The organism is Arcobacter sp. (assembly GCF_050300555.1).
GTDB lineage: Bacteria > Campylobacterota > Campylobacteria > Campylobacterales > Arcobacteraceae > Arcobacter.
The window spans coordinates 1-23,183 of sequence record NZ_JBNKXY010000022.1 but is presented as its reverse complement, the minus strand read 5'-3'; the positions used below and the strand labels follow the sequence as shown (position 1 = coordinate 23,183).

Below are 23,183 nucleotides of genomic sequence, written 5' to 3'. Positions count from 1 at the left end.
TTAATTATCTTCGCAGGTATCGTTTCGGCAATTCCTAGTGCAATTGGTGGTACTATTGATTTAGTTAATAATGGACAAATGAATTTCTTAACTGTACTTGCTATATTAGTTATTATACTTGGTACTGTTGGAGCTATTATTTATGTTGAGTTAGGGGAAAGAAGAGTCCCTGTTTCATATTCTAGAAAAGTTATGATGCAATCTCAAAATAAAAGGGTAATGAATTATATTCCTATTAAAGTTAATTTAAGTGGTGTAATTCCAGCAATTTTTGCATCTGCAATATTGATGTTCCCAGCTACAATTTTACAAGGTAGTCAAAATAAAATTTTATTAGCTGTTGCAGACTTTTTAAGTCCAACAAGTTATACATTTAACTTTTTGATGTTCTTATTTGTTGTATTCTTTGCGTTCTTTTACGCATCAATTACTTTTAATGCAAAAGATATTTCTGAAAATTTGAAAAAACAAGGTGGTTTTATTCCAGGTATTAGACCAGGAGAAGGAACAGCTGAGTTTTTAAATGAAACAGCAAGTAGATTAACATTATGGGGTGCTTTATATTTAGGAGCAATTTCTACTGTGCCATGGCTTTTAGTTAAGTCTATGGGAGTACCATTCTATTTTGGTGGTGTTGCAGTTCTTATTGTTGTACAAGTTGCAATTGATACAATGAGAAAAATTGAAGCTCAACAATATATGAATAAATATGAGACATTAAGTGCGGTTGGTTTATAAATAAAATGGCAATTCCATTAAGAAAACCAGACGAAATAGAAAAACTTCGAACAGCAAGTGTTGCTGTTGCGATGACTTTAAAATATCTACGAGAAAATGTTAAACCAGGCATGACTTTATTAGAAGTTGATGCTATGGGTGACGATTATATAGCCAGTTTAGGTGCTAGACCTTCATTTAAAGGCCTTTATGGTTTTCCCAATGCAGTATGTACATCCCTAAATGAAGTTGTTATTCATGGTATTCCATCAAATACTATTTTACAAGAGGGTGATATCTTAGGATTAGATATCGGAACTGAAATAGATGGTTGGTATGGAGATGCTGCTATAACTATGCCTATTGGAAAAATATCAAAAGAAGATGAGGAATTAATTGCTTGTTCAAAAGATGCCTTGTATTATGCAATTGATATTATAAGAGAAGGTATGAGATTTAAAGAGTTATCTTATGCAATAGAACAATTTATTGTAAAAAGAGGATATCAGCCATTAATTAGATTTTGTGGTCATGGTATAGGTAAGAAACCTCACTGTGAACCAGAAATTCCTAATTATGTTGAAACACCAAACATCAAATCTGGTCCTAAAATAAAAAATGGAATGGTGTTTTGTTTGGAGCCAATGATTTGTCAAAAGATGCGAGAACCAGTTATTTTAGATAATAATTGGGATGTGGTATCAAAAGATGGATTAAGAGCTAGTCATTATGAACACACTGTTGCTGTAATTAATGGAAAAGCAGTAATTTTAAGCGATGTATAGAAGGAAAAAATGTGGCAAAAGATGATGTAATTGTAATTGATGGTAAGGTTATTGAAGCTTTACCTAATGCAATGTTTAGAGTTGAATTAGATAATAATGGGCATGTTGTTTTATGCCATATCTCTGGAAAAATGAGAATGCACTACATAAAAATTTTACCAAATGATAAAGTTAAAGTAGAAATTACTCCTTATTCTTTAGATAAGGGTAGAATCACTCATAGATACAAATAATCAAAAATTAGAAAGTATTTATATTAATACTTTCTTTTTTTTAGCTTATTTTAAAAACTTACTGATATAATTCTTAAAGTTATATTAGTATTGGGAAAAAAATGCAAAAAGATATTGATAATATTAATGAGTTAGATAAGAGCCAAAATTCAGATTCTAAATCAAATGTTATTTCAAGTGAATTGTTAAATATAACAAAATCTCAATTACAAAATATAGAAATTCTAAAATTTATTACATATCTACCAGAATTACTTAAACCCTCAATTGAACAATCAATTTATCATAAAATAGAAGAAGTAATTTTTGAGTTAATGAAAACTCCTGAAAAACTTGATGATGATTCTATGATAAATAAATTAGTAAATATTACAAATGAAAGAGTTGATTTAGATAGGGCTGCTTTAAAAGCAAAATCAGAAGATACAAAAAAATTTATAACATTATTGATAAAAGAGTATGAAAAATCTTTAATCGTTAGTAATAATTCAACAGAAAAATTAGATGATATAAAATCCGATTTAAACTCTCTTGAAATATCAGAGCACTCAAATAGAGAATTAAAACTTTTACAAGCTAAATTATCAGATATAATTTTTGATTTAGAAACTAATTTAAGTGAATCAAAAAATGAGATAAATAAAGGTAGAGTAGAGTGCACAAAACTAGAAATGGATATTAAAAAATTACAAAGTGATTTGGAAAAATTAAAAATTGAAAAAGATATAGATTTTTTAACAGGTGTACTAAATAGAAGAGGTTATACTTCTGTTATATTAAAAGTTGAAAATAGATATGTTACTTTTAACTCCAATTATGCAATTATATTTATTGATATAGATGATTTTAAAGATATTAATGATACCTATGGACACGATTGTGGTGATATTATACTTAAAACATTTTCTACAGTATTGAAAAAAATGATGCGAGAAGAAGATGTTATTTGTCGATATGGTGGCGAAGAGTTTGTTACTTTAATTAATTATAACGATGAAGAAGAAGTTTATAATTATATTAAAAGAGTAAAAGTGATTGTTGATAGTCACAAATTTATTTATAAAAATGGAATAAAAATAAAAGTTCATTTTTCTGCAGGTATATCTTTTAGATCAAAATACAATTCATATGAAGATGCAATTAAATATGCTGATATTTTGCTTTATAAAGCAAAACATGAAGGTAAAAATAGAATTATTATGGATAATTCAAAAGAAATACTTTAATATTCATATCTATGAAGCCTAGTTCTTTACTAGCGCGCAATTTAAAAGTATGTAAAAAACTAAACTCCATAAATATAAATACTAATTAATCTCACTTACCCTTTCTTTTGTTAAGTTAATTTCTTCTTCTAAAATATTCTTTTGTTGAATTAATAGATTTAAATTCTTTTTTAACATCTCTTTATCTTTATAAGATTCAATAATAAATTCAAAAAGCTTAGGTCTATTTTTTTTCCAATTATGTAACGTTGTTTTATTAATCTCTAAATCGTTTTCCAATTTTCTTAAACTTGGTGCAGTCATAACTTATCCTAAAAAAAATCTTATTTTGAATTGTACATATTTTTGGAACAAATGTCAAGTAAAATTTAATATTAGTTCCAATAATTTGAACAAATTATAAAAAAAGGGATAATTTTGTACAATCACACATGACAAAAAATTTACAAAATAGATTACTCTATCAGCTTAATTTTCTTAAATCAATTGGTTATGAATATGGGCAAAGTATAAATTTGCAAAATAGTAATAATGAACAATTAGAGTTGCCTAATGAAATAAATCAATTGGATGAGTTAGTTAAAAACTGTTATTTATGTCAACTCTCAAAATATCGTGAAAATGTATTATTTGGAAGTGGGAATATTAATTCTAAGATTATGTTTTTAAAGGAATCACCAACAGTAAGTGAAGATGAATTTTCTACATTTTATGTGGGTAAATCTGGAGATTTATTAAAAACTATGATTGAGAAAGTTTTAAAAGTAAATGTCAATGATGTGTACATAACAAATATAGTTAAATGTATTTCGCCAAATAATTCTATAAAACATGAGCATGTAAATTTTTGTAAATCATATTTAGATAAGCAAATTGAAATTATAAAACCGAAACTTATAGTAATTTTAGGGGAGAGTGTATATAGATATTTTACCAATGAAACTAGAGCTTTTAGTGAAATTAGAGGTAAAGTTATACGTAATAATGATTTAGATATCATATGCACATATGAGCCAAGTTTTCTTTTAAGAAATCCATCCTCTAAAGGTGAGGCTTATGAAGACTTATTAAAAATAAAAGCAATTATGGAGCAAATGTGAAACATTTATATTTAATTATTGTATCAATTTTTTTATTTACAGCATGTACAAACAATGAGATAACTATACCTAAAACAAATAATACAACAGTAGCAAATAATACAACGTACCAAGAACCATATAGATATATTAAAACTATACCAACCTATGATAATGAAGAGATATCTGATGGAAATTTTAGAATCGCAATTGTATTTCCATCAAAAGTTGTAGGGAAATATGGAAATACTACAATAAATAGTGTTATAGGATATTTACTTTTCCAAAATAGCAAATTTGAGATAGAATCATTTGATAGTGAAAATGAGAGTGTAGATAGTATCTATAACACATTAAATGAAGTAAAAAATAAAGGTTATAAAAAAGTTATAGCTTTAGTTACAAGTAACTCTTTAGCAACTATTAATAATATTTCTTCAATTAGTAATATGGAAGTTTATTTTCCTCTTATTAGTAAACAAGAATCTAATTATAATAATTCTTCAAATTTTATATTTGGAGCAATCTCTTATGAAAACCAGATGAAAAAGTTATTGGAGTTATCAACTGGTGATAATGCTCAGTTTTATGAAGACTCAAGTATTGGAATGAAGCTAAAAAATATTTATGAAAACTTAGTTCCAGATATTTTAGTAAATCAAACTATATTACAAACTAATAATAATTTTAAAGAAATAGTTACTAATGAAAAACTAAAACATACAAATCTAATGTTAAATACAACAATAGTAAAATCATCAATTATTCTTTCTCAATTGTACGCATTTGAGACACAAAATGGTGCTATTATGACAACTCAACAAAATTTTGATCCTTTGATTTTGTCATTAACTCAATATGAAGATAGATTGAATTTAGTTTTTGCAAATTCTATTGAAAATACAGATGATAGGCTTACAGAATTACTTAATTTACTTGATACAGATGTGAAGTATAATTGGGTAAATTATTCAACTTTAGTGGGAGTTGATTATCTATTTTCAAGAAATAAAAATGGTTTGATAAAAAATAAAGTTCTAAATAATGAAGTACTTTATAATACATATTTGTATTACTCTACTGAAGCTAGTTTCAAAAAATTAGAACTTAATTAACACTTTAAAAAAACTCTTAACAACTTTTGGATATAATCGCGGATAATTTATAAAGGGCAAATGCCCTGTTTTGGAGCACGAATTGAGAACGCATTATTGTACGGAAGTTACTGAAACACTTATTGGTCAAGAAGTTACTGTTGCTGGTTGGGTAAATAGTAGAAGAGATCATGGTGGTATTATTTTTATAGATTTAAGGGACAAGGGTGGTTTAGTTCAACTTGTTGCTGATCCTGCTGATTGTAAAGATGCTTTAGAAACGGCTGAAAAAGTTAGAGATGAATTTGTTTTAATAGCAACTGGAAAAGTAAGAGCAAGAGGTGAAGGATTAGAAAATCCTAACTTAGTGACTGGAAAAATTGAAATTGTTTTAACTAACTTAGTTATTGAAAATAGATCAAAACCTATGCCATTTGATTTAGGTGATGAAAAAGTAAATGAAGAGATTAGATTAAGAAATCGATTTTTAGAACTTAGAACAAAAAGATCTTATGATATTTTCAAATTAAGAAGTACTGCAAATATAGCTATTAGAAACTGTTTAAATGAGATGGGATTTTTAGATGTTGAAACTCCAATTTTAACTAAATCAACACCAGAAGGTGCAAGAGATTATTTAGTTCCATCAAGAGTTCATCCAGGTGAATTTTACGCACTACCACAATCTCCACAAATATTTAAACAACTTCTTATGGTAAGTGGTTTTGATAAATATTTCCAAATAGCTAAATGTTTTAGAGATGAAGATTTAAGAGCTGACAGACAACCAGAATTTACACAAATAGACGTTGAGATGAGTTTCTGTACACAAGAAGATGTAATCAAAGTTGCTGAAAAACTTATTCATGACACATTTACTGCTTGTGGTAAAGATGTACCTGAAACTTTTCCAAGAATGACATACGCTCAAGCAATGGAACAATACGGAAGTGATAAACCTGATTTAAGATTTGATATGCCACTTGTTGATGTAATTGATATTTTTGCAAGAAGTACAAATGAAATCTTTGCAGATATTGCAAAAGATAAAGCACATAATAGAATCAAAGCAATTAAATGTCCAAATGGAGATAATATTTTCTCTAAAAGACAAATGAAAGCTTTTGAAGATTATGTTAGAAAATTTGGAGCTAAAGGTTTAGGTTATTTCCAAATGAAAGAGGATGGATTAAAAGGTCCATTAACAAAATTCTTTACTGAAGCTGATTTAGAAGAGATTGTAAAAGTAACTGAATTAGAAGTAGGGGATGTAGTATTCTTTGGTGCTGGACATAAAAAAGTTGTTTGGGATTATATGGGAAGATTTAGACTTCACTTAGCAGAGCAAATGGATATCGTACCTGCTGATACATTCAAATTTTTATGGGTAGTTGATTTCCCAATGTTTGAAGTAGAAGAGGGTAGAGTAAAAGCTTTACATCATCCATTTACAATGCCAAAAGATTTAAATAAAGAAAATCTTGAGGAAATAGAATCTATTGCTTATGATATCGTATTAAATGGTACGGAACTAGGTGGTGGAAGTATCAGAATTCATAAAGAAAATATTCAAAATGAAGTATTTTCTTTGATGGGAATTAAAGAAGAAGAAGCAAGAGAAAAATTTGGTTTCTTACTTGATGCTTTACAATTTGGTGCACCACCACATGGTGGTTTTGCTTTAGGACTTGATAGAATGATTATGCTTTTAGCAGGAACAGATTCAATTAGAGATGTTATTGCATTCCCTAAAACACAAAAAGCTCAATGTCTAATGACACAAGCTCCAAGTGTAGTTGATGAAGAACAACTAAAAGAGTTAAGTCTAAGAATAAGAAAACAAGCTAATATCTAAGGATATTAGTTATTTATAAAAAGGAAGTTTTAACTTCTTTTTTATACACTACTATTATGAAAAAGTTAATATTATTACTAATCCTTTTATCCACATCTGTTTTTGCAAGAGTTGTCTATACTGTTACAATTGAACCTCAAAAGTTTTTTTTGGAAAGAATAGGTCAAAGTAAAATAAAAGTTAAAACTATTTATGAAGGTGTTAATTTTACGAAAGAATTACCGCATGTTCATTTTCGTAAATTTGCCTTTTCAGATACATATTTTAAAATAGGACTTCCAGCAGAAGACTTTTATGCACAAGAACTTCTAGGTTTTAATAAAGATATTAAAATAGTAGATACGAGTGTTAATGTTGATAAGATAGTTAAAAATGGGAAAGTAAATCCTTATATTTGGCTAGATCCTTTAAAAGTAAGAAAAGTTATAGATGTTATGCTTGAAACTTTGATTAAGAATGATCCAGATAATAAAGAGTTCTTTGAATCAAATTGTCAAGAATTACTAAAAGAATTGGATAAAATTTTTTTAAGGCTTAAAAATAGTTTGTTTTATTCTACAAATGCAGTTATGGTATTTAATGACAAGTTGGATTACTTTTTAAGTAGATTTGATGTTAGATACTATATGGCTGAAAATAAAGTACTTAGTGGTCCAAAATTTACAGAAATATTTAGATTAAGTAAAGAAAAAAATATAAGATACCTTATTGTAGATAGTAGTATTGATTATGAAGTTTATAATACTTGGTCAAATGCAAATAATATGGAAGTTATTCAATCTGATATTTATTCATTTAATTGGTTTTCCGATTTATTTGTTTTATCTGACAAGATAGCTTCAAAACAGGAATAAAATGTTTTTACCTACTACAAAAGAGGAGATGGATAAACTTGGTTGGGAACAACTAGATGTTATTTTAATCTCAGGAGATGCTTATATAGATTCTCCCTTTATAGGTGTTGCTGTTGTTGGAAGAATACTTGAAGATTTAGGTTATAAAGTAGGAATTATCGGACAGCCAAATTTAGAAAATGGTGATATCACAAGACTTGGTGAGCCTAGACTTTATTGGGGAGTTAGTGGTGGAAGTATAGATTCTATGGTTTCAAACTATACTGCAACAAAGAAATTTAGAAATAGTGATGACTATACTCCAGGTGGAAAAAATAATAAAAGACCAGATAGGGCAACTTTAGTTTATACAAATCTTATTAGAAGACATTTTAAAAATACGGCTCCAATTGTATTAGGTGGAATAGAAGCAAGTCTAAGACGTGTTACTCACTATGATTACTGGATAAATAAATTAAAAAAACCAATTTTATTTGATGCAAAAGCAGATTATTTGATTTATGGTATGGGTGAAATTGCAATTAGAGATTTTACAAATGCTTTGGCAAATAATGAAGACCCAAAAAAGGTTAGGGGAGTTTGTTATATCTCTAAAGAGGCAGTTGAAGATTTTATCCAACTTCCAAGTCATGATGATTGTTTAAATGATAAAAACAAATATATAGATTTGTTTGACCATTTTTATCAAAATAATGATCCTATAAATGCAAATGGTTTATGTCAAAAAGTAGATACTAGGTTTTTAATTCAAAATCCTCCTTGTGATTATTTAAGTGAAAAAGAGATGGATTATATTGCTGATTTTAAATATGTACGTGATTTGCACCCTTATCATAAGCCTGAAGGAAAGGTAAAATGCCTAGAAACGGTAAAGTTTTCTATTCAAACACATCATGGATGTTGGGGTGAGTGTAATTTTTGTGCAATTGGAGTTCATCAAGGGCGAACAATACGAACAAGAAGTGAAGCAAATATTTTAAAAGAAGCAAAAGAGTTTACTACATATAAAGACTTCAAAGGAATAATCTCTGATGTTGGTGGACCAACTGCTAATATGTATGGATATGAGTGTGGTAAAAAGCTTAAAAAAGGTACTTGTGATGATATAAGATGTGTAGATTTTGATAGACTTTGTAAGGTTATGAAAGTTGACCATTCTAGACATTTAAAACTTTTAAGAGATATAAGAAAAGTCCCTGGAGTAAAAAAAGCTTTTGTGGCTTCTGGACTTAGATATGATTTTATAAGTGCTGATAAAAAACATGGATATGAGTATTTAAAAGAGCTTGTTAACCATCATATTTCAGGACAAATGAAAATTGCCCCTGAACATACTTCTGATAGGGTTTTAAAATTTATGGGAAAACCTGGCAAAGAGCCTTTAATAGAGTTTAAAAAAATGTATGACCAGTTAAATAAAGAAGCTGGTAAACAGCAGTTTTTAACTTATTATTTAATAGCAGCTCATCCAGGGTGTGAAGAAAAAGATATGCATGAACTTAAACATTTTACAAAACATGAATTAAAAATGAATCCAGAACAAGCACAAGTTTTTACTCCAACTCCAGGAACTTATTCAAGTGTTATGTATTATACTGAACTAGATCCAGTTACAAGAGAAAAAATTTATGTTGAAAAAGATACAAAAAGAAAAGAGAAACAAAAAGATATAGTAATAGATAAAAGTTATTACCAAAGAAGAAAACAAAGTGGTTCTAGTTTTCAAAGTTAAAAAAAAAGGACAAAACTTTTAAGTTTTGTCCTTTTTTTATTTTTGTGAAATGATTTATGAAAGAGCGTTAATCATATCTTTTGTTACTTCTGAAACATCTTTTGTACCATCAAGTTCAACAAATACACCCATTTTTGTATAAAAATCAATTAGTGGCGCTGTTTGAGTATGATATGCTTCTAATCTACTAATAACAGTTTCAGCATTATCATCTTTTCTAATGATTAATTCTCCACCACAGTAATCACATACGTTCTCTTCTTTTGAAGGATTAAATTCTACATGAAAAGAAGCTCCACATTTAGAACATACTCTTCTTCCTGTAATTCTTCCAACAATTAGTTCATCTGGAACATTTAATGAAATTACTTTGTCAAGTGATATATTCATATTTGACATAAGTTCACTTAAAGCCTCTGCTTGAGCTAATGTTCTTGGAAAACCATCAAGAATAAACCCTTTTTTGCAGTCATTTTCAGCTAATCTATCTTTAATAATACCAATAATTGTTGAATCTGGAACTAATTTTCCTTCATCCATGAATTTTTTTGCTTCCATACCCATATCTGTTTTATCAGCAATTGCTGCTCTTAAAATATCTCCAGTTGAGATTTGAGGAATATCATATTTTTCGATTAAAAATTTTGCTTGTGTTCCTTTACCAGCACCTGGTGCACCAAATAGCATTAAATTCATAGTTTATTTCCTTTTCTAAACAGAAGAACTAATTGTTCTTAATTTTTTCGGTATTGTATAGAAAAAGCTTTTAATAACAAATAAAAAATTTAAATCAATTTAGATATAATCGGGCAAGTTAAATTCAACTAAGGGTATAAATGAAGAAACTATTTTTGATAATTGGAGCACCTGGAAGTGGTAAAACTACGGATGCCGAGTTAATAGCAGAAAAACATGATAATATAACTCATTATTCAACTGGAGACATGTTTAGAGCTGAAGTAAAAAGCGGAAGTGAAAGAGGAAAAATTATTAATAAGTATATTAGTGTTGGAAATATAGTACCAATTGATATAGCTATTGAGACAATATTGGGTGCAATTAAAAAAGCTTCTACTGATGTAGTAATAATTGATGGTTATCCAAGAAGTTTTGAGCAGATGAATGAACTTAATAAATATTTGGCAAATGAAATTGAAGTTGAATTAGTAAATGTTATTGAAGTAGAAGTATCAGAAGAAGTTGCAAGAGAGAGAGTTTTAGGGCGTGCAAGAGGAGCTGATGACAATGTTGAAGTATTTAATAATAGAATGAAAGTTTATATTGAACCATTAGCTGAAATACAAGAGTTTTATATAAGAAAAAATCTTTTACATAAAATCAATGGGGAAAGAACTATTGATGAGATTGTAGAAGATATAGATAACTTTATTCAATCAAGAATCTGATGCAACAAGAGTTTAATTTTTACTCAGTTATTATTGGAACAGAGTTATTAAATGGGCGCCGGAAGGATGCTCATTTTACCTTTTTAAATGAGCAACTACTTAAAAGAGGTTGGACTCATAAAGCATCTTTTGTAATTGAAGATGATACTAATTTGATGAAAAATATTTTTAAGCTTATAAAAGCAGATAAAAACTCTGTAATGTTTTGTTTTGGTGGTATTGGTGCAACGCCAGATGATTATACAAGACAAATAGCTTCTGAAGTTTTTACTGATGGACAAACCCAATATCATAAAAAAGCAAAAGAGTTAATTGTAAAACAATTTGGTGATGAAGCATTTCCCCATAGGATTGAAATGGCTCATTTACCTATCAATGCCAAGTTATTAAAAAATGTTGTAAATAATGTTCCTGGATTTTATTTGGAAAATAGATTTTTCTTTACGCCAGGTTTTCCATCTATGAGTCAAAGTATGGTTTTAGAAGCTTTAGATAAATATTATTTGAAAAATAGTGTTGAAAAATATAGATTAACTTTGACTGCACAATGTGGAGAAAATGATTTGATTGATATTATGAAAAGAGTTTCAAAACATGTTGAGCTATCTTCTTTGCCTAAAATTATAAATGATAAAAGAAAAGTTGTATTATCTTTATTATCAAAAGATAAAAAAGAGTTGGAAAAAAATTTTTCTATGTTTACAGAGTATTTAGATAATAAAAAAATAGAGTATGAACTAAAAGATATAGATTAAGGTTCATTGTAAAATTTAAATTTAAAACCTTTGTCTTCAGGGTATTTTTCTAAGTTAAAATCATCCCAAACTTTTTTACAAAGTTTATATCCTTTTTTGTATCCAGGTTTTGCAAAGGCATGGGCTCTTCCCATATTTTGCCAAACACCTTTTCCTGAAGCATACATAAATGCCAAATTGCATTGAGCATTTACGTAACCTTGTTTAGAAGAAGCTTCAAACCATTTTACAGCTTCTTTATAATCCTTTTCTAAAATTATTCCAGAAGTTAAATACATCCCAATTCTATTTTGTGAGGGAGCATGTCCCTTTCTTGCCAATTCTAAAAAATATGAAAGTGCTTTTTTATTATCATGAAATGGAGTTTGTTTACTTAGATAAAATAATGCGAGATTATAAGTACCTTGTATATGTCCTAAATGTGAAGCAGCACTAAAATACTCTAAGGCTTTTTCATAGTTTTTAAAAACATATTTTCCTTCAAAATATATCTTTCCCAATTGAAAATAAGCTTCAGGATCATCATTAAGTGCTCTATCTTGATAATCTTTAATTTGTTGAGTAATTTTATTTTCATCTAGAGTATTTGAAATTTCTTCACTATTACATAAACTAATGGTCAAAAAAATAATAATAATAAATTTAATCATCTTATATTCCTTTTTAATTCAAGATTTAATATATTTTCTACTTCTGTTTACATAATTGATAAAATTATTTTGAATTTATAGAATAAAAAATAGAATAATATTAAATTCATTTAATAAGATACTATCTTAATCTTTGCAAAATATTCATTAAAATCTGCTTTCTTAAAGTGTATAATTGTATTTAAAAAAAGGTAGATTTTTATAGTGAAAAAAAGTTGTTCACATATCTTTTTTTAAGTATCTATTAAAAGCCCAAAAATTGGTCAATACCTCCTATTTGTACATAAAATTTTTACTTTTTAAAAATACCTAAATGATTATATATTTATCTATTCTTTATTTGTAAAAATCCCATAAAATGGCACTTTTGCTTCAATTTTATATATAAAATATAAATAGTTGTTATTAATTATTTTATGCCAAACATTCCTATTTTTGGGGTGTTTAAATATTTGTTCAAGGTGATTAATTCGGATGTGAAAAGTATGTGAATAAGTGATAATATTTTTATCAAAAAAAATTTTAAAATTTTAAGAAAAATCTTCAAAATTTAATATAATCTTAAGTTTTTTTACGGATGTACTTTTTATAAATAATTTAAGTTTTTATATTTTATCTATTATTAAAATGGTTAAATATTAAGATGCTATCTTTCTCATTTAAAACATCTTTAAGGCTTTCAATGGAAGCATTTTTTATATTTTCAAAAGTTCCAAAATAGAGTAATAATTTTTTTACTTTAGCTTCACCGATACCTTTAATGTTTAAAAGTGAGATTTGTTTATCTTCTGCTCTTTTTTGTTTTTTATGGAAATTTATAACAAATCTATGAGCCTCATCCCTTTGTCTTTGAATAAAGTGTAATCTTTTATCTGAAGTCAATAGTTTAAGCGAGCTAAATTCATTGCCCATTTTAAAGTGTACTATATCTTTTGCAGCACCCTTTGCCCTATGTGCTTTAAAATCAATCTTTTCTTTTGCAATGGCAATTATATCAAGGTTTACTCCAACTGAGTTTACGATATCATATGCCAATTTAAGTAAAGTTGAGCCTCCATCTATTATCCAAAGATCAGGTGCTGGATTTTTTTCAAAGTTTTCAACTCTTCTCATTAGCATTTCTCTCATTTGTGAGTATTCATCGTTAGATTCTAAATTGTAGTGTCTAAAGTCACTTTTTACAAACTTATCATTATCCCAAACAACCATAGCTCCTACTGTTGCTTGTCCCATCATGTGTGAGTTATCAAAACTTTCAACTCTAATTGGAGTTTGATTTAAAACAAATAGCTTTTGAATTTCTTCATAAAGAGTGCTAGAAGCTTTGGCATTATCAATTCTTAAAAGTTCATCACAATTGTTTAATGCTACTTCCATAAGGTCTTTTTTCTTTCCTAGTTTTGGAATTATAATATTTATTTTTTTATTGAATTTAGTTTTTAAAAACTCTTCTAACTCTTTGACATTATCAATTTCATTAGCAAGAAGAATTTCTTTTGGAGTTATTGGTATTTCATTTGAATAATAGTTTATGATGGTTCTTTCATATGCTTCATTAAAATCAAACTCTTCATTATTTTCAAGGTTTATTTTTAAAAAGTCATGTGACGAAGAAGCGAGTTTCCCATCTCTTATAAACATTCTAACTATTACTGCTTTAGAGTTAATATTTTTTATTGCAAATATGTCAAGGTTTTCATTTGTAGCCAAATCCATACCTGTTTTTATCTCTGATTTTTCTATTGTTTTGATTCTATCTCTTATTTTCATAGCTTCTTCAAAACGAAACTCATTTGAATATTCTTCCATCTTTTGTTTTAGTTTAGTTAGAAGTTTTGATTTATTATAGATATACTCCATCGAGTCATTTAAAATATTTGCATACTCTTCTTTTGTGATTTTATTTTCACAAGGAGCTAAGCACTTTTTTATTTGAAAAAAAAGACAAGCTTCTTTACCTTTTATACAAGCTTTTTTTTGAACTAATGGAAAAGTTTCATATATGGAGTCTAATATATCTCTTGCTCCACTTGAATATGGACCAAAATATTTTATATTGGCACCTTTTAAAACTCTTCTTGTAATCTCTAGTCTTGGAAAATCTTCATTTAAAACAACATATATGTATGGGTATGTTTTATCATCACGAAGTAAAATATTATATTTGGGTTTTAATTGTTTGATTAGTGAATTTTCTAATATTAGTGCATCATGTTCGTTTGGAACTACAATCCACTCACAGGATTTTACTTCACTAATCATTTTATAAATTCTAGGACTTAACTTATCAGATGGTCTTAGTTCAGGGGTAAATTTAAAGTATGATTTAACTCTATTTTTTAGAACTTTTGCTTTTCCAACATAGAGTAAATGTCCATCTTTATCAAAGTATTGATAGACACCTGCATCAATAGGAAGTTGTTTAAGTTTTTCTTCTAAATTCATTTTGGAATTTTATCCAAAAAAGCCTTTTTTATCCTCTTGAACTTCATCTTCGTTTTTATTTCTTTTGAGTTTCCCTAGTTCTATTTTGTATTTTGTAATATTTTCTTGGCAGTTAACTATAGCATTTTCTTTTACTTCAAGCATATGTTCTAGTTCTTCAATTTTTCCTAAAAGTTTATTTTTTTCATCTTTTTGTTTTTCAATGGTTTTATTTTTAAGAGCTATCTCTTCACTTTTTTTCTTTAATATATCTATTCTATTGTCATTTATATGAATATTATTTTCTTCATATTCATTGATTTGTGATAATAGTTTATTTTTTTGTATAGATAGTTTTTCAATTTTTTCTTTCAAAGCATTTATTATTTCATTTTGAGAAATAAGTTGATTTTTTAAAGTTTCATTATCTTTTACAGTAGTTTTGTGTGTAATTGTATTTTTTATTAATCTAGATGCTAGTTCTCTTTTCTCTTCATATTCATCAGTTATGATAAATCTAATAGCAATATATTCTATTATTTTTTCGTTTTTTTCATCAAATATAGGGAAAATAGTAGATTTTGCATACCAAGGATTTCCTTCTTTGTCTATATTTCTAACTCTTGCTTCCCAAATTTCTCCCTTTTGGATAGTCTCCCAAAGATTTTTATAAACCTCTTTTGGATTTTCGGGATGTCTTACTATATTATGATTTTGTCCAATTAATTCATCTCTTGTATATCCACTTACCTCACAAAAGGCATCATCAACATAAGTAATAATTCCTTTTAAATCTGTTTTTGATATTACTGCTACTCTTTCTATAATATTTATGTAGGTTTCTAGCTCTTTTTGCTTTTTATTAAATTGATTTTTAAAGTATATATTTTGAGCAATTTTTTTAATATCTTCAAATAATTTTGTTATATTTATTGGTTTTGTAATATATGATGAAATTCCTAATTCAATAGATTGTAGAAAACTATTTTCTTCATTATTGATTGATAAAATAATAGAAACATCTTTATCAAGTTGTCTAATCTGTTTAAGCATTTCTATACAATTTGGTATGGAAGCATCTGTAATGATAAGATTATATGGAGTTTTTTTATTGAAATTTTCTTGAAAATTTTGAAAGCCATTTTCTTTATTTGTAGCACTATCAACAAAATCTGAAAGTTTTTTCAAAACATCTTCAATCTTTCCTTTTTCTTTCTCTTTTTCAACATAAAGGATCTTCAAATTTTTAATACTTTTATCTATTTCTAACATGTAAGCTCCTTTTTTATTATTATAACAATATTCTTCTAGAATATAAATGATTTTAGTGGCTTAAGTTATCTTAATCATATATTTGATACATTTCTTTTTTTATTTAGGAGAAATATTGAGTATTATAAAGCAGACAATTTATTTAGCTAGAAAAACTAAAGAGAAAGATTTAGAAAAAAAACTATACAACTTAAAAAGTACATTATTGGATATAAAAGGTTGTGTATATTTTGAAATTTATAAATCTGATGATTGTGATGATGAATTTCTAGTATATGAAGAGTGGGATAGTGAAGAGTTTTATACAAATTCACTCTCTAGTGAATCATATAAAACTTTTCAAAAATCTTATGATGAGTTAGTATTAAAAAAACATAATTTGCCTGTTCTTTAAACTATTTATAGATATTTAAAAGTACATCTTTGTAGTGATTTAATTCTTGCATTAACTCGTCTCCATGGTCGTTAATATCAGGATGATACTTTTTAGCTAACTCTTTATATCTTTTTTTTATCTCTTCTTTAGTTGGTTCACTTGTAAAGCCAAAAAAGTCTTTTGCTTTTTGAACTTCTGACATAGAAGGTTGAGCTTTAAAATTACCATTTTGAAAATCTTCATAATTAAATTTAAAGCCTTGATTACTACCTTGTCCAAAATTTCTGCCATCAAAGTGAAATTCAAAACCTTGTGTTTTTGCTTGTTCTTTTATATTTTTAATCTTTTTATAGATAAAAAAGTATATTAATAAAATTATTACAGTTACTATAATTAAAAACGTACCAAAATTTGTAAATATAAGATAAAGTATGAAAAAAAGTATAGAAAATCGTATCAATCTAGAAAAAAAATAGTCGATATTATTCATAGAAAATATTAGTCCTTATAAAATATGTTGTGTAGTATATCTTTTTTTATTTGTTTATATTATTAAGGATGATTAACTATTTTATAGACACTCTTTAGGTTCACCCAAATAGTAACCTTGTGAATAATCAATATTCATGGATTTAACTTTTCCATGGATATTAGAAGAGTGAACAAATTCAGCAACAGTTTTTATATTTTGTTTTTTTGCAAAAGATATTATAAGTTCAGTTAATATTTGTGATTGAGTATCGGTATCTACATTTTTAATAAATGAACCATCAATTTTGATAAAATCAACATTTAATCTCATCATATATTCAAAATTTGAGTATCCAGTACCAAAATCATCTATGGCAATTTTACAACCATACTCTTTCATTTGTTTTATAAATAAAGATACCTCTTCAAAATTATCAATTCCTTCAGTTTCAACTATTTCAAAGATAACATGATTTGCAATATTTGAGGTGTCTAATTTATATTTTATAAATTTAACTGTTGATTCATTTAAAATATCATCAAGAGTAAGATTAATTGAAAAATCACAATTTTTATCTTTAAAGTGTTCAAAAGCTTTGTGAATTATGGTTCTTGTTAATTTAGGGTAGAGTTTAATCTTTTTTGCAATATCAAGAAATAATATAGGAGGGATTATGTTGCCATCATTTTGTTTTATTCTAACTAGGCACTCATATTTTTCTAGGGAGTTATCTTTATTATTTATAATTGGCTGTTTAAAGACAACTATTCTATCTTCATTTATTGCCTCTTTTAATATTTTTGTCATTTTAATATTGTTTTGATAGTTAATTTCTATATTAGCATTTTCATCGTAAATAATAAAATCTTTATTTTTTTCTTTTGCTATTTTCAGTGCAGTGTCTGCATTTATAAACGAGTCTTCTTGATCTAAAGATATTCCTCCTGTAATAGAGACTATTATTTCATTTCCATCAATTATAAAAGGGTTATATTCGATATTATCAATAATAGCTTTGCAAATTTCAACAAACTCATTTGATGATATTTCTTTTGATGTTGTTAAAATAGCAAATTCATCGATTGGAAGTTTATAGATGATTGTAGATTTATTTGCTTTAAATAAATTTTCAAGAAAGTTTGCAATAGCTATCAATAATTTATCTGCAATTTTATGTGAGTAGAAGTTATTTATATCTGTAAAGCGATTTATATTTAAAATCATAAGTTTTACTTGCTCATTTTTCTCTAAATCTTTTGATAGTTTTAATCTATTTGGAAGACCAGTTAATCTATCAATAAAAATCTTTTTAAACTCTTTTTCTTTTAAAGCTCTTTTTCTTTTTTCTTCATTTGCAAGTTTTTCTAAATCATGATTAAGTTCTTTTAATTTTTGTTTTTGTTCTTCAACATTTTTTCTATAATTTTTAAATATTTTGTTAATCAAAGTTGAAAAGAAATATGAAAATATAAGAATTGAAAGCACTATTGCACAAGCTATTTTAATAGTTTTTATAATCTTGTCATTTATAATTTTTTCTTCGTATATAATTTTATTTTTAATTTGTTCTTCTATATCATCCATATATGTACCAATGGCAATAACCCATTTCCAATTTTTTAAATAATATACAAATGTTGTTTTTTTCTCTTTTTTATTTTTATTTGGGTTATTCCAATAATAAGAAACAAATTCTCCATCAGGTGTTGATTTTGCTTTATTTATAAGTGCTTTTGCTAAGGATAAGCCATTTGAATCTTTTATTGTTGAAGTATTTGTTCCTACTTTTATTTCTGGATGGTATATTATATTTGAGTTTTCATCTATTACAAAAATATAGCTATTTTTGGTTTGAATAATATTTTGAATAAAATTTAACACGCTAGTTTGAAGTAAAAGGGTATCATTATTTTCTGGGGTATATTTTATAAATTTTAGAACTTCTTTTATTTTCGTTTTGAGAAGTTCTTTTTCATTTTTTATATAATCTTTACGAATTTGATTTGTATCATGTGCTAGTTTTTCGTAGTCTTTTTTAATAATCAAATAACAGATAATAGTTACTGTGATCAAAATTACTAATGATGGGACAAAAAATATTAGTTTAGGGATATTCTTTTCAGTAAACATTCACTTTCTTTTTTGATTTTAAGTATTTTACAAATAAAAATTAAATAACTCATTTTAAAATTAAAATAGTTTTTTAATTTAAGAATTCAAAAGTTATTTAAGGAAAAAAATTATATTTTCTTAATAAGCTATTAAATTATAACATTGTAATATTATTTAGATTAGTATTTAAATAATTTTGATATTATTATCATTCTAGGATAATATAATGGACTATGATGATTTTCAAAAAGCAGTTGATTGTTTGGGTATTTTAACTAGACTTGATCAAAAAGGTTTGAGAAAAAACTATTTGCAATTGTCAAAAAAGTATCATCCAGATACTTTGGAGGGGAGTGATGAGAAGTTTAAAGAGATTAATGAAGCTTATAATCTCTTAAAAACTTATATAGAGAACTATAAATTTTCCTTTGAAAAAGAGGAATTTTTAGGACAATATCCATCATTTACTAACTATAAAAATTGGAATAGATAAAGGAAACTATAATGTTTGATAAAAGAAAAGCAAAAGAGCTTGTTTTAGGTTCTTTAATCGCCGATTCATACTGTTTAGCTTCTCATTGGATTTATGATGAAAAAGAACTAAAAACTATGGCTATTAATTGGGAAGATTTAAACAATGCTTGTTCAATTTGGCATAGAGGTAAAAAAGCTGGTGAATTTACACATTATGGTGATCAATTATATTTTTTATATGAATACATTATTGAAAATGATAATTTTGATTTAGAGCAATATGTCCAGTTTTGGAAAGAAAAAATGGAAAAATATGATGGTTATATTGATGGGGCTACAAGGGTTACTTTAGAAAATCTTAATGCAAACAAACCTATACCTTGTGGTTCAGACTCTACTGATATCTCTGTTATTGGAAGAATTGCACCACTATTATTAGTAAGTAAAAATAAAAATCAGTTTTTTCAAAATGTTGAAAAGTTTGTAAGAGCTACACATAACTCTTCAATAGTAGTTGAGGGAGCTAAGTTTTTTGCAAAAGTATTAGTTGATGTATTAGATGATATTGAGATGATGGAGTCAATTAAAGAGAGAAAAGACGAATTCTCAACTGCTATTCAAAAATATGTAAATGATGGACTTACAACTATAGAAAATGATACTTTTGATACAATAAGAAAATTTGGTCCAGCTTGTAGTATAGATGAAGCTTTTGGTGGGATTATTCATCTTTTAGGAAAATATACAAATTTTAAAGAAGCTTTAATCAAAAATGCACAAGCAGGTGGAGATAATTCAGCTCGTGCAATGATTGTTGCTATGTTTTTTATCGCTAGATATGGACTTAAAGTTATACCAAAAAATCTCACAAATATAAAAGTTCAAATAGATATTTCTTAATACTTTAGAAATAGATATTTGAACTTAAGTTCTCTATTTGTCTTAACATCTCATCTACTTTGTTATATTTGATATTTATAGGATATAGCTCTTTTTTATATTGTAAAACTAATGATGGAAAACTAAAGACTTTTAGCTCTCTTCTTTTTTCTAAATCATCTTGAAATAATTTTTCTATTTTTTCACTTTTTAAATCAGCTATAAATTTATCTTTATCAAGAAGTAATTCATTTGCTATATTTACTAATGTCTCTTCATCACTTGGATTTTGTGCTTTTTGATAATATGCCCTTTGAATTGCATCAATCATCTCATTTTCTTTATTTTGTTCTTTGGCACATAGAACTGCTTTACAAGCTAGATATGTAGAACGTCTAGGTGAACACTCTTCCCAAAACTTATGGTTAAATTTTGTTCCAGTCATCTTTTCTATCTCATGCCAAATTGAGGCAATTTTTTCTTGCATCTCTTTAGGCATTGGTTCATTTGTATCTTTTGCTAAACCACCTACGATATTTATAACTTCAATATTTGAAGGTAATCTTTTTTTTAATTTGACATAATCTTTTTTAAAAGCATAACACCAAGAACACATGGGGTCATGGATATAGTATAATTTATTTTTCATGCTTTTATTTTACTACGATATTTTTTTAAATAGTTGAAATTTTTTAATTAAGTAAAATAAAATAAAATATTCATATAATGCTGTATAAGAAGGAGATATTATGAAAACATTTATAGGTAGATTTTATAGGGATAAATTTTATATAGAAATTATTGTAGCTGCAACTTTATTTTTAACAGCACTTGTGTTTGATATGCTTATGGAGTTTATTATTTACATGCTATATTTCATAATATTTTTAGAGATTACCCGTGCAGTTATAAATTATATACGAGAGCAAAGAGTAGTACTAACTATACTTGTTGATGCTTTTATTATACTTGCTCTTAGGGAATTGATTGTAAATGTTGTAAAAATCAATAATGAAAAAATAGAGTCTATGGATGCGCTACTTGCTAGTAGTTTAAATTGGAATATTATGGTTATATCAGGCGTAGTTATATTTTTATTACTTGTAAGATATTTATCAATTAAAACTTCTCAAAGATATATGTTTGAGCGAAAAAATTTAAAAAGCATTCCCGAAGACGAATATGTATCATGAGCCTTTATATAGACCACCTGCAGAAGCTAACTCTTTAATACTACAGATTACTTTAGGGTGTAGTTATAATAAATGTAGCTTTTGTTCTATGTATGAGACAAAAGAGTTTAAAATAAAAGATATAAAAAAAGTATATAAAGAAATAGATACTTTATCCATATATCAAGATACAAGAAGAGTTTTTTTAGCAGATGGTGATGCACTAGCTTGTGATACTTCATTTTTAGTGGAGATTTTAAAATATCTAAAAAAATCATTTCCAAAACTTCAAAGGGTAGCTTCATATGCAAGTCCATATAATCTTCTAGAAAAAACACAAGAAGAGTTAAATTTACTAAGAGTTCATGGCTTGAGTTTAGTATATTATGGAATAGAAAGTGGAAATCATGAGTTACTTAAGTATATAAATAAACCTATGAAACCTAGTCGTATGATTGAAGGCTTAAATAAAGCAACAAAAGCCAATATGAAAATATCAGCAACAGTAATACTAGGACTTGGTGGGAAAAATCTATCAAAACAACATATTGAAGATAGTGCAAAACTTGTAAATGAGTGTGAACATATAAATTATCTTTCAACTTTACAACTTGGGGTTAGTCATACAAAAGAGGATGCTTTTTTCAAAAGATTTGAGGACAAAAATCAAGAGTTTATTTTTTGTAGTGATAAAGATATGTTAGAAGAACAAAAAAGATTTATAAGTTTGATAAACCCAAAAAAGCCAATAATTTTTAGGTCAAATCATGCTTCAAATGCTTTACCACTAAAAGGAACATTGTCAAAAGATAGGGATGAGTTATTAGAGGTTTTAGATGAAGCGATGGAAGACAATTCCATGCTTCGTCCAAAATTTTTACGAGGTTTTTAGTCTAATTATTTTTTAGATTTTTTCTTAGACTTCTTTTTTGAGTCTTTTTTCTTTGCTGAACATTTCTTTTTAGAACATTTTTTAGCTTTCTTTTTTTTATCAATTTTTTTCTTTTTGATAACTTTCTTTTTCTCTTTTTTAAGTGCTTTTTTCTTAGCAGCTTTTTTAGCTTTTAATTTTTTCTCTTCTTCTTTTTTCTTTGCCATTTTTTGACTCCTTCTATAAAATATAGACAATAGTACTATTTTATATAAATAATGTCAATAAAATATTAGTAAAATATCAAAAAAATATCAATTTATAATATTTTCAAATCTTTTGAAAATAAAATACTAAAATACTTTCATAAATTACAGGAGTAAATTTATGGAAAAATTGCCAATAGAGATAATAAATTCAAAGATATATACAATACGTGGTGAAAAAGTTATGTAAGATGGAGATTTAGTAGAATTGTACCAAGTTGTTATTCAAAATGAAGCTAAAGAGGGGACAAATAAGATTGGGTTTGTGAAATAAAAATATAATCTTTCTTGAAGAGGTAAACCTCTCCGCTTCTTTTACTTTTTGGTCTCGAAAAAGTAAGCAAAAAAGACTGCCGAGTTGATGAAGGCAAAGCTTCCTAAGATTTCAGTCTTTTTTTTCTGCGTTGTGGAACTCCTAAATAATGACCATTTAGGTCATTATTTACTCAAACAGTTGCCACCTTAAAAAGTCATAAAAG

25 protein-coding genes are annotated in these 23,183 nt (G+C 26.6%); 16 read left to right on the top strand and 9 right to left on the bottom strand.

Annotated features, from left to right (window positions below):
• The 4 genes from ACQY5W_RS12550 to ACQY5W_RS12535 all read left to right on the top strand — a co-directional run.
• Positions 1–738, top strand: a 738-nt coding sequence (locus ACQY5W_RS12550; protein ID WP_428025315.1) for a preprotein translocase subunit SecY, incomplete at its 5' end; no start/stop codon positions are given.
• 5 nt (positions 739–743) lie between these two features.
• On the top strand, positions 744–1,502 hold the full coding sequence (map, locus tag ACQY5W_RS12545) for a type I methionyl aminopeptidase (protein WP_428025314.1): 759 nt from the start codon (positions 744–746) through the stop codon (positions 1,500–1,502).
• Between the two features lie 11 nt (positions 1,503–1,513).
• Positions 1,514–1,735, top strand: a complete 222-nt coding sequence (infA, locus tag ACQY5W_RS12540; RefSeq protein WP_013134930.1) for a translation initiation factor IF-1 — start codon at positions 1,514–1,516, stop codon at positions 1,733–1,735.
• Positions 1,736–1,836: 101 nt separating this feature from the next.
• Entirely contained in the window at positions 1,837–2,961 is a 1,125-nt protein-coding gene (locus tag ACQY5W_RS12535) for a GGDEF domain-containing protein (protein ID WP_428025313.1), read from the top strand.
• Positions 2,962–3,042: 81 nt separating this feature from the next.
• Here ACQY5W_RS12535 and ACQY5W_RS12530 read toward each other — a convergent pair whose 3' ends face one another.
• On the bottom strand, positions 3,043–3,264 hold the full coding sequence (locus ACQY5W_RS12530; RefSeq protein ID WP_428025312.1) for a hypothetical protein: 222 nt from the start codon (positions 3,262–3,264) through the stop codon (positions 3,043–3,045).
• Positions 3,265–3,392: 128 nt separating this feature from the next.
• Here ACQY5W_RS12530 and ACQY5W_RS12525 point away from each other — a divergent pair, with 128 nt between their 5' ends.
• The 5 genes from ACQY5W_RS12525 (at position 3,393) to ACQY5W_RS12505 (ending at position 9,575) form a co-directional block, all read left to right on the top strand.
• Positions 3,393–4,061 carry a uracil-DNA glycosylase gene (locus ACQY5W_RS12525; protein WP_428025311.1) on the top strand — a complete coding sequence of 223 codons (669 nt, stop codon included), beginning with the start codon at positions 3,393–3,395 and terminating at the stop codon, positions 4,059–4,061.
• The gene (locus ACQY5W_RS12520; RefSeq protein ID WP_428025310.1) at positions 4,058–5,155 is read left to right on the top strand and encodes a hypothetical protein; all 1,098 of its coding nucleotides are present in this window, start codon (positions 4,058–4,060) and stop codon (positions 5,153–5,155) included. The genes ACQY5W_RS12525 and ACQY5W_RS12520 overlap by 4 nt, the downstream gene beginning before the upstream one ends.
• Before the next feature lie 82 nt (positions 5,156–5,237).
• Positions 5,238–6,989, top strand: coding sequence for an aspartate--tRNA ligase (aspS, locus tag ACQY5W_RS12515; RefSeq protein WP_428025309.1), 1,752 nt, complete (start codon positions 5,238–5,240; stop codon positions 6,987–6,989).
• Between the two features lie 56 nt (positions 6,990–7,045).
• Complete coding sequence (locus tag ACQY5W_RS12510) at positions 7,046–7,843, top strand: metal ABC transporter solute-binding protein, Zn/Mn family (RefSeq protein ID WP_428025308.1); 798 nt, start codon at positions 7,046–7,048, stop codon at positions 7,841–7,843.
• Position 7,844: 1 nt separating this feature from the next.
• A complete protein-coding gene (locus ACQY5W_RS12505; RefSeq protein WP_428025307.1) occupies positions 7,845–9,575 on the top strand; it encodes a YgiQ family radical SAM protein in 1,731 nt (576 codons plus the stop codon).
• A 54-nt stretch (positions 9,576–9,629) separates the two neighbouring features.
• Here the strand turns inward: ACQY5W_RS12505 and ACQY5W_RS12500 are convergent, their stop codons facing one another.
• Positions 9,630–10,271: an adenylate kinase gene (locus ACQY5W_RS12500; RefSeq protein ID WP_428025306.1), complete on the bottom strand. Its 642-nt coding sequence runs from the start codon at positions 10,269–10,271 to the stop codon at positions 9,630–9,632.
• 140 nt (positions 10,272–10,411) lie between these two features.
• On the opposite strand from ACQY5W_RS12500, the gene ACQY5W_RS12495 reads away from it, so the two are divergent.
• The gene (locus tag ACQY5W_RS12495; protein WP_428025305.1) at positions 10,412–10,981 is read left to right on the top strand and encodes an adenylate kinase; all 570 of its coding nucleotides are present in this window, start codon (positions 10,412–10,414) and stop codon (positions 10,979–10,981) included.
• Positions 10,981–11,736, top strand: a complete 756-nt coding sequence (locus tag ACQY5W_RS12490) for a competence/damage-inducible protein A (protein ID WP_428025304.1) — start codon at positions 10,981–10,983, stop codon at positions 11,734–11,736. Before ACQY5W_RS12495 ends, ACQY5W_RS12490 begins: the two co-directional genes overlap by 1 nt.
• On the opposite strand, the gene ACQY5W_RS12485 is transcribed toward ACQY5W_RS12490, so the two are convergent.
• The 3 genes from ACQY5W_RS12485 to ACQY5W_RS12475 form a co-directional block, all read right to left on the bottom strand.
• Positions 11,733–12,386: a tetratricopeptide repeat protein gene (locus ACQY5W_RS12485; RefSeq protein ID WP_428025303.1), complete on the bottom strand. Its 654-nt coding sequence runs from the start codon at positions 12,384–12,386 to the stop codon at positions 11,733–11,735. The genes ACQY5W_RS12490 and ACQY5W_RS12485 overlap by 4 nt on opposite strands.
• A 612-nt stretch (positions 12,387–12,998) precedes the next feature.
• Positions 12,999–14,831: an excinuclease ABC subunit UvrC gene (gene uvrC, locus ACQY5W_RS12480; RefSeq protein WP_428025302.1), complete on the bottom strand. Its 1,833-nt coding sequence runs from the start codon at positions 14,829–14,831 to the stop codon at positions 12,999–13,001.
• Positions 14,832–14,840: 9 nt separating this feature from the next.
• Entirely contained in the window at positions 14,841–16,082 is a 1,242-nt protein-coding gene (locus tag ACQY5W_RS12475) for a PAS domain S-box protein (protein WP_428025301.1), read from the bottom strand.
• Between the two features lie 115 nt (positions 16,083–16,197).
• Here ACQY5W_RS12475 and ACQY5W_RS12470 point away from each other — a divergent pair, with 115 nt between their 5' ends.
• Entirely contained in the window at positions 16,198–16,476 is a 279-nt protein-coding gene (locus ACQY5W_RS12470; protein ID WP_428025300.1) for an antibiotic biosynthesis monooxygenase family protein, read from the top strand.
• A 1-nt stretch (position 16,477) separates the two neighbouring features.
• On the opposite strand, the gene ACQY5W_RS12465 is transcribed toward ACQY5W_RS12470, so the two are convergent.
• Together ACQY5W_RS12465 and ACQY5W_RS12460 are read right to left on the bottom strand one after the other, a co-directional pair.
• Positions 16,478–16,948, bottom strand: coding sequence for a J domain-containing protein (locus ACQY5W_RS12465; protein WP_428025299.1), 471 nt, complete (start codon positions 16,946–16,948; stop codon positions 16,478–16,480).
• 81 nt (positions 16,949–17,029) lie between these two features.
• Positions 17,030–19,060: an EAL domain-containing protein gene (locus ACQY5W_RS12460; protein WP_428025298.1), complete on the bottom strand. Its 2,031-nt coding sequence runs from the start codon at positions 19,058–19,060 to the stop codon at positions 17,030–17,032.
• Positions 19,061–19,268: 208 nt separating this feature from the next.
• On the opposite strand from ACQY5W_RS12460, the gene ACQY5W_RS12455 reads away from it, so the two are divergent.
• The gene (locus tag ACQY5W_RS12455) at positions 19,269–19,535 is read left to right on the top strand and encodes a J domain-containing protein (protein ID WP_428025297.1); all 267 of its coding nucleotides are present in this window, start codon (positions 19,269–19,271) and stop codon (positions 19,533–19,535) included.
• Positions 19,536–19,546: 11 nt separating this feature from the next.
• Positions 19,547–20,416: an ADP-ribosylglycohydrolase family protein gene (locus ACQY5W_RS12450; protein WP_428025296.1), complete on the top strand. Its 870-nt coding sequence runs from the start codon at positions 19,547–19,549 to the stop codon at positions 20,414–20,416.
• Positions 20,417–20,420: 4 nt separating this feature from the next.
• Here the strand turns inward: ACQY5W_RS12450 and ACQY5W_RS12445 are convergent, their stop codons facing one another.
• On the bottom strand, positions 20,421–21,044 hold the full coding sequence (locus ACQY5W_RS12445) for a DsbA family protein (protein WP_428025295.1): 624 nt from the start codon (positions 21,042–21,044) through the stop codon (positions 20,421–20,423).
• A gap of 100 nt (positions 21,045–21,144) precedes the next feature.
• Between ACQY5W_RS12445 and ACQY5W_RS12440 the strand changes: the two genes are divergently transcribed.
• Complete coding sequence (locus ACQY5W_RS12440; RefSeq protein ID WP_428025294.1) at positions 21,145–21,588, top strand: hypothetical protein; 444 nt, start codon at positions 21,145–21,147, stop codon at positions 21,586–21,588.
• The gene (locus ACQY5W_RS12435) at positions 21,578–22,459 is read left to right on the top strand and encodes a radical SAM protein (protein WP_428025293.1); all 882 of its coding nucleotides are present in this window, start codon (positions 21,578–21,580) and stop codon (positions 22,457–22,459) included. Before ACQY5W_RS12440 ends, ACQY5W_RS12435 begins: the two co-directional genes overlap by 11 nt.
• Before the next feature lie 5 nt (positions 22,460–22,464).
• Here ACQY5W_RS12435 and ACQY5W_RS12430 read toward each other — a convergent pair whose 3' ends face one another.
• Complete coding sequence (locus ACQY5W_RS12430) at positions 22,465–22,665, bottom strand: hypothetical protein (protein WP_428025292.1); 201 nt, start codon at positions 22,663–22,665, stop codon at positions 22,465–22,467.
• Between the last annotated feature and the right edge of the window lie 518 nt (positions 22,666–23,183).

Bases quoted from the DNA above. Each gene is read 5' to 3' on its own strand.
- map (WP_428025314.1), top strand. From the start codon at position 744: ATGGCAATTCCATTAAGAAAACCAGACGAAATAGAAAAACTTCGAACA.
- ACQY5W_RS12535 (WP_428025313.1), top strand. From the start codon at position 1,837: ATGCAAAAAGATATTGATAATATTAATGAGTTAGATAAGAGCCAAAAT.
- ACQY5W_RS12530 (WP_428025312.1), bottom strand. From the start codon at position 3,264: ATGACTGCACCAAGTTTAAGAAAATTGGAAAACGATTTAGAGATTAAT.
- ACQY5W_RS12525 (WP_428025311.1), top strand. From the start codon at position 3,393: ATGACAAAAAATTTACAAAATAGATTACTCTATCAGCTTAATTTTCTT.
- ACQY5W_RS12510 (WP_428025308.1), top strand. From the start codon at position 7,046: ATGAAAAAGTTAATATTATTACTAATCCTTTTATCCACATCTGTTTTT.
- ACQY5W_RS12505 (WP_428025307.1), top strand. From the start codon at position 7,845: ATGTTTTTACCTACTACAAAAGAGGAGATGGATAAACTTGGTTGGGAA.
- ACQY5W_RS12500 (WP_428025306.1), bottom strand. From the start codon at position 10,271: ATGAATTTAATGCTATTTGGTGCACCAGGTGCTGGTAAAGGAACACAA.
- ACQY5W_RS12495 (WP_428025305.1), top strand. From the start codon at position 10,412: ATGAAGAAACTATTTTTGATAATTGGAGCACCTGGAAGTGGTAAAACT.
- ACQY5W_RS12490 (WP_428025304.1), top strand. From the start codon at position 10,981: ATGCAACAAGAGTTTAATTTTTACTCAGTTATTATTGGAACAGAGTTA.
- ACQY5W_RS12485 (WP_428025303.1), bottom strand. From the start codon at position 12,386: ATGATTAAATTTATTATTATTATTTTTTTGACCATTAGTTTATGTAAT.
- uvrC (WP_428025302.1), bottom strand. From the start codon at position 14,831: ATGAATTTAGAAGAAAAACTTAAACAACTTCCTATTGATGCAGGTGTC.
- ACQY5W_RS12475 (WP_428025301.1), bottom strand. From the start codon at position 16,082: ATGTTAGAAATAGATAAAAGTATTAAAAATTTGAAGATCCTTTATGTT.
- ACQY5W_RS12465 (WP_428025299.1), bottom strand. From the start codon at position 16,948: ATGAATAATATCGACTATTTTTTTTCTAGATTGATACGATTTTCTATA.
- ACQY5W_RS12460 (WP_428025298.1), bottom strand. From the start codon at position 19,060: ATGTTTACTGAAAAGAATATCCCTAAACTAATATTTTTTGTCCCATCA.
- ACQY5W_RS12455 (WP_428025297.1), top strand. From the start codon at position 19,269: ATGGACTATGATGATTTTCAAAAAGCAGTTGATTGTTTGGGTATTTTA.
- ACQY5W_RS12450 (WP_428025296.1), top strand. From the start codon at position 19,547: ATGTTTGATAAAAGAAAAGCAAAAGAGCTTGTTTTAGGTTCTTTAATC.
- ACQY5W_RS12445 (WP_428025295.1), bottom strand. From the start codon at position 21,044: ATGAAAAATAAATTATACTATATCCATGACCCCATGTGTTCTTGGTGT.
- ACQY5W_RS12440 (WP_428025294.1), top strand. From the start codon at position 21,145: ATGAAAACATTTATAGGTAGATTTTATAGGGATAAATTTTATATAGAA.
- ACQY5W_RS12435 (WP_428025293.1), top strand. From the start codon at position 21,578: ATGTATCATGAGCCTTTATATAGACCACCTGCAGAAGCTAACTCTTTA.
- ACQY5W_RS12430 (WP_428025292.1), bottom strand. From the start codon at position 22,665: ATGGCAAAGAAAAAAGAAGAAGAGAAAAAATTAAAAGCTAAAAAAGCT.